Source organism: Arthrobacter sp. H20 (assembly GCF_000520515.1).
In the GTDB taxonomy this organism is placed as follows: domain Bacteria; phylum Actinomycetota; class Actinomycetes; order Actinomycetales; family Micrococcaceae; genus Arthrobacter_D.
Genome location: NZ_KI914722.1, coordinates 1 through 4,694, shown reverse-complemented (window position 1 = coordinate 4,694; position 4,694 = coordinate 1). Strand labels below are relative to the sequence as shown.

Genomic DNA, 4,694 nt, shown 5'->3' with positions numbered 1-4,694 from the left:
GAACTTCAGCCATGCGAGCCGTTGCGCTGGGCGGGAAGGCACTGCGTCCGGACGCCGCTCGTTACTCCGACCGTGGGGAAGGGCAAGGACAAGGAAAGCAGCAATCATCAGGCCACCAATGGCAAGGCCGGTCATTGGTGGCATCCGAGCGCGAGCAGTTCCTGGAGTCGAACCCAGCCGGCTGCGTGCTCGGCTGTATCCTCGCACCGGACCAGGGCTGGACGCACTCTCAGTTGGCTAGCACTATCCAGTTCTACCAAACCGATCACCGCCACCCGTCTGCCGTTCCCTGCGCGCACCAGGTGCACCACCACGTCGAGCGCGCTGGCCGCCTGCAATGTGATGGCCTCCCGGCCCAGCCCGGCCAACGAGCCCAACGCCATCAGCCGGGCGGGCACGGTTTCGGCAGCGTTGGCGTGGATTGTGCCACCAGCGCCCGCATGCCCGGTGTTCATCGCGGTCAGGAGCTCGCGCACCTCAGCCCCGCGGCATTCACCCACGATCAAACGGTCTGGACGCATCCGCAATGCCTGCCGGACCAGCTCGGCCAGGTCGACGGCACCGGCCCCCTCCGTGTTGCCGTGGCGGCTTTGCAGGGAAACTGCATGGGGATGGCGGGGGTTCAGTTCAGCCGAATCTTCAACAGTTACGAGGCGTTCGGTGGGTGAGCTCAGCGCCAATAGTGTGGACAGGAGTGTGGTCTTGCCGGTCCCGGTGGCGCCGCTGACCAGGAAATTGAGCCGCTGGTCCACGACCGCCCGCAACACCTCGGCCATCACCGGGTCGAGTGTTCCGGACCGAACCAACTCCCCCAGGGTGAACTCACGGGGACGCTGCACGCGGATAGACAGCAGAGTGCCCCGGTTGGACACCGGTGCCAGAACAGCGTGGACACGGAATGCGGCGAGACGAACGTCGACGCACGGGTTGCCGTCGTCGAGTCGTCGTCCGCCCGCCGAGATGAGCCGGGTCGCCAGAGCCCGTACCTCGGCATCAGTGCTGAAACGCTGGGCTATTCGCCGCAGCCCGTCAGTGCCGTCCACCCACACCTCATCTGGGCCGTTTACCAGGATGTCGGTGACGGCAGGATCGGCGAGGAGGTGTTGCAGCGGTCCCAGACCCTGCAGTTCGGCCTGGACCCGATCGACTGTTCGGAGGGTGCCTGCGGATCCGAGCAGTTTACCGGTGGATTGGACCGCAGCTGCGAGCCTGGCAGCGGTTAGTGGCAGCTGATCTGCCAAAACTGCTTGACGTACGTCGCTGACCATAGTGGTTGCGGCGTCGTCGTGCGATCCCGTGGGACGACGCACGCGGGGTAGTTCGCTCATGGTCTGGCTTTCCCGGTGCTGCGCGGCACAGTGGCTAGCGCTTGAGTGGTGAGCCGCTGAACCGCGCGGTGCGAGCCAAGGTCCAAGAGCCGCCCCTGCCGCTCGGCGTGCCGCACTCCGCGCAGCTGAGGAAGGTAGCCAACCAGTGGGCGGCCCACCATCTCGGCGACCCGGTGCGGGTCAAGGCCCGGGCCGAGTGGACCTCGCACTATCACTGAGGTGGGGAGGAATTGAGTCTGCTGCACGAGCGAGCGAGCGGCGGTAATAGGTCGCAGACGGCCGGGTACCAGCACCATCACCTCGTCGCAGATCGGGAGCAGGGGGCCGCCCCAGGGCCAGCCGCCCGGCAGATCGACAATCGTCAAGGCGTAGAAGTTGCGGACCGCATCCAGCACCGATTGAACAGTTGACGAGGCCAGGATGCTTGACTCACTAGCCGGCGAACCGCCCATTGATAGGACAGCAAACCCCCTGGTCCTGGGGAGAGCTCCGGCGAGCTGGTCTGGATTGAGGGTGCCGTTGACCTCTCCGAGATCCTCCCACCGGACACCATTGCCTGTTTCGAACAGGGCGAGGTCCAGTCCTCCGCCAGCGCAATCGCCATCGATCAGCAGGGTGGATCGACCGGACCGTGCGGCGGCGAGCGCAAGCCAACAGCTCAGCGAACTGGTCCCTGAGCCACCAGAGCACCCCATCACCCCAAGGAGGTGGCCGAGCGGGCCGGTGGCGCGAAGGCTGGCGAACCGTTCCGCCAGCCAATCAGCAGCGGCCGGCAAGATTGCTACCTGAGAGGCGCGCAGGCGGGTTGCGGCTTCCCACACCTCGCCTGACTCGCCAGGGAGGCCGACAAGGATCAGCCCGCCGCCAGCGGGCGCTCGACTCTCCGTGTTGTCGCTGCCAACCAACACCACTGCTGGCTGCAGCTGGAATGCCTCGGGCAGGGTCGCCGTGACCGTCAGCTCGAGCCCCGCCGCCGCCGCGACCCGCGCGGTTTCATCGCGGATCCGTTGCGACTCGGTGACCAGCACGGCGCCAACCCGCCCGGGTGCGGGAAGCCAAGGTTGTCCATCAGTCATGGCTCAAGCGTGCGCTGGGACAGCGCTCGCGCGCTGCGGGGTCGTGCCTATGTGCACAAATGTCCAGCGGCTAGTTCTGTGGAGGGCAGGTGCACAGAACCAGTCTGTGCTTCCGTGGCGTCGCTGGACCGGCGAGAATAGTGTCGCCAATGCGGGAGACAATGTACTCATGTACGTGGTTATGTCAGCCCCTGCCGGGGCAGGTGAGGAGTCACCGAGGGACGCGGTTGCGGTACTCCAGCCGGCTGACCCGTCGGGAACGCCGACGGGTCGCGCCGTCCTCGTCGGACGGGGCGAGCTCCCAGCAGCGGTCAGCCACTTTGAGGCGCAGAAGGTGCGTTGGGTCTGGACTTCCACCCGCGACTGGTACCCGGAGCTCCTGCACCAGCGGGTCAGCATTGAACGGTGCCATGACCTGAGTCTGTGCCGGGACATCCTCCGGCACTCAAGCTTTAGCGCTGACTTGCCCTATGTCGCCGAGCTGCGGGACGGCGCCGGACACCAGGAGCCTCCGCCCCTCCGGCAGCTCCCACCGCTGCCCGCGCAGGCGGGTCAATTCAGTCTCTTCGAAACACCCAGCGCTCCCGCCGGCCCGGGCCCGGGTGAAGTGCTCACCGAATTCCGCCAGCAGCAACTGGCTGTCGCCGGTGGCCGTTATCCCCAACGGCTCGCGCTACTGCTCGCCGCGGAGTCGGCCGGGGCACTGCTGGCAGCGGAGATGGAAGCAGCCGGTATTCCCTGGCGCCGAGACCTTCACGAGGCGCTCCTGGAATCCCAGCTGGGACCCCGCCCCCGCGAAGGGGCGCGCCCACGAGAGCTGGAGCGGATCGCCGGCGAGTTGCGGGTGCACTTGAGCAATCCCAGTTTCAACCCCGATTCGCCACAGGAGCTGCTGCGTGCGCTGCACCGGGCCGGTATAGAGGTAACCAGCACCCGGTCCTGGGAATTGGAGCAGCATCACCATCCGGGGATCGAGCCACTGCTGCGGTACAAGAAGCTATCCAGGCTCCTCACCGCCAATGGTTGGACCTGGCTGGACACCTGGGTGCAGGATGGACGGTTCCGGCCCGAGTACGTAGTGGGTGGCGTGGTGTCAGGACGGTGGGCATCACGGGGCGGCGGTGCACTTCAGATTCCCAAGCAGATCCGCGACGCGGTGAGGCCGGACCCCGGACACCGATTTGTGGTCGCTGACGCGGCCCAGCTGGAGCCACGGGTGCTGGCGGCGCTCGGCCGAGATTCAGCGTTGGCGACGGCGGCCCGCGGGAAGGACCTCTACCAGGGGATCGCCGAGCAAGGCTTTGACGACCGGGCCAAGGCCAAGCTCGCGATGCTGGGCGCCATGTACGGCGCCACTACTGGCGAATCCGGCCGTCTGATGCCACAGCTCGCCCACACCTATCCCCAGGCAATCGGCGTGGTGGAAAGCGCTGCGCGCACCGGCGAGGCCGGAGGCGTGGTCACCAGCTATTTGGGGCGCGGCTGCCCACCAGCCACCGATGCCTGGGTGGCTGCCCAGCAAAGTTCCAGCGCCCAGGAGCAGCGCCGGGCGGACAACCTCGCCCGATCCCGGGGGCGGTTCACCCGCAACTTCGTGGTCCAGGCGACTGCAGCGGAATGGGCACTGTGTTGGCTGGCCGAGCTGCGCCGCCAGTTGCGCGCAGCGGCCGTGCCCGCCCCCGTCGATCTGCTGGTCTTCTTCCTGCATGACGAGGTGATGCTGCATGTGCCCGAGGCCCAGGTTGACGAGGTTTGCCGGCTGGTGTCGGACGCCGCGCACGCAGCCACCCGGCTGATATTCGGCGATATCCCCATCGAGTTTGCAGTCAATGTGATGGTCGTAGATTCTTACGCCGACGCCAAGTAGCCACATCCTTCAGTGGAAAGCTCACGATTTGCTGGAACACGACAATGTCAATATTGACTTCTTGAAATCTATTGCGTTTTTTTGATAAAAGGTCCCATCAGACTCCCCTGAGATATTTTTTCTGTAAATATCCCGGAATATCGGCATCACGGCCGGACACAATGCAGAGGAGCACAATGAGACTACGGGTCGGAATAATCGGCGCAGGCCCCAGCGGACTGGCGCAATTGCGCGCCTTTGAAGCTGCGCGAAAACTCGGTGCGGAAATCCCTGATATCACCTGCTTCGAAAAGCAGGCAGAGTGGGGCGGACAGTGGAATTACAGCTGGCGTACAGGACTCGACGAGAGTGGTGAGCCCGTTCACGGCAGTATGTATCGCTTGGTGTCAAGCGGTGGTAGCAACATTGTCGTTGAGTAGTTTG

At 65.3% G+C, this 4,694-nt stretch carries 3 protein-coding genes; 1 reads left to right on the top strand and 2 read right to left on the bottom strand.

Annotated elements, in window-relative coordinates:
- Positions 1–131 precede the first annotated feature (131 nt).
- Together Y703_RS18410 and ssd are read right to left on the bottom strand one after the other, a co-directional pair.
- Complete coding sequence (locus Y703_RS18410) at positions 132–1,328, bottom strand: TadA family conjugal transfer-associated ATPase (protein ID WP_081743423.1); 1,197 nt, start codon at positions 1,326–1,328, stop codon at positions 132–134.
- Positions 1,325–2,404 carry a septum site-determining protein Ssd gene (gene ssd / locus Y703_RS18405; RefSeq protein ID WP_081743422.1) on the bottom strand — a complete coding sequence of 360 codons (1,080 nt, stop codon included), beginning with the start codon at positions 2,402–2,404 and terminating at the stop codon, positions 1,325–1,327. The genes Y703_RS18410 and ssd overlap by 4 nt, the downstream gene beginning before the upstream one ends.
- 169 nt (positions 2,405–2,573) lie before the next feature.
- Between ssd and Y703_RS0106605 the strand changes: the two genes are divergently transcribed.
- A complete protein-coding gene (locus Y703_RS0106605) occupies positions 2,574–4,271 on the top strand; it encodes a bifunctional 3'-5' exonuclease/DNA polymerase (RefSeq protein WP_026552075.1) in 1,698 nt (565 codons plus the stop codon).
- The last annotated feature ends 423 nt before the right edge of the window (positions 4,272–4,694 follow it).

Excerpts from the sequence above, each read along its gene's own strand:
- Y703_RS18410 (WP_081743423.1), bottom strand. The coding sequence starts at position 1,328 with ATGAGCGAACTACCCCGCGTGCGTCGTCCCACGGGATCGCACGACGAC.
- ssd (WP_081743422.1), bottom strand. The coding sequence starts at position 2,404 with ATGACTGATGGACAACCTTGGCTTCCCGCACCCGGGCGGGTTGGCGCC.
- Y703_RS0106605 (WP_026552075.1), top strand. The coding sequence starts at position 2,574 with ATGTACGTGGTTATGTCAGCCCCTGCCGGGGCAGGTGAGGAGTCACCG.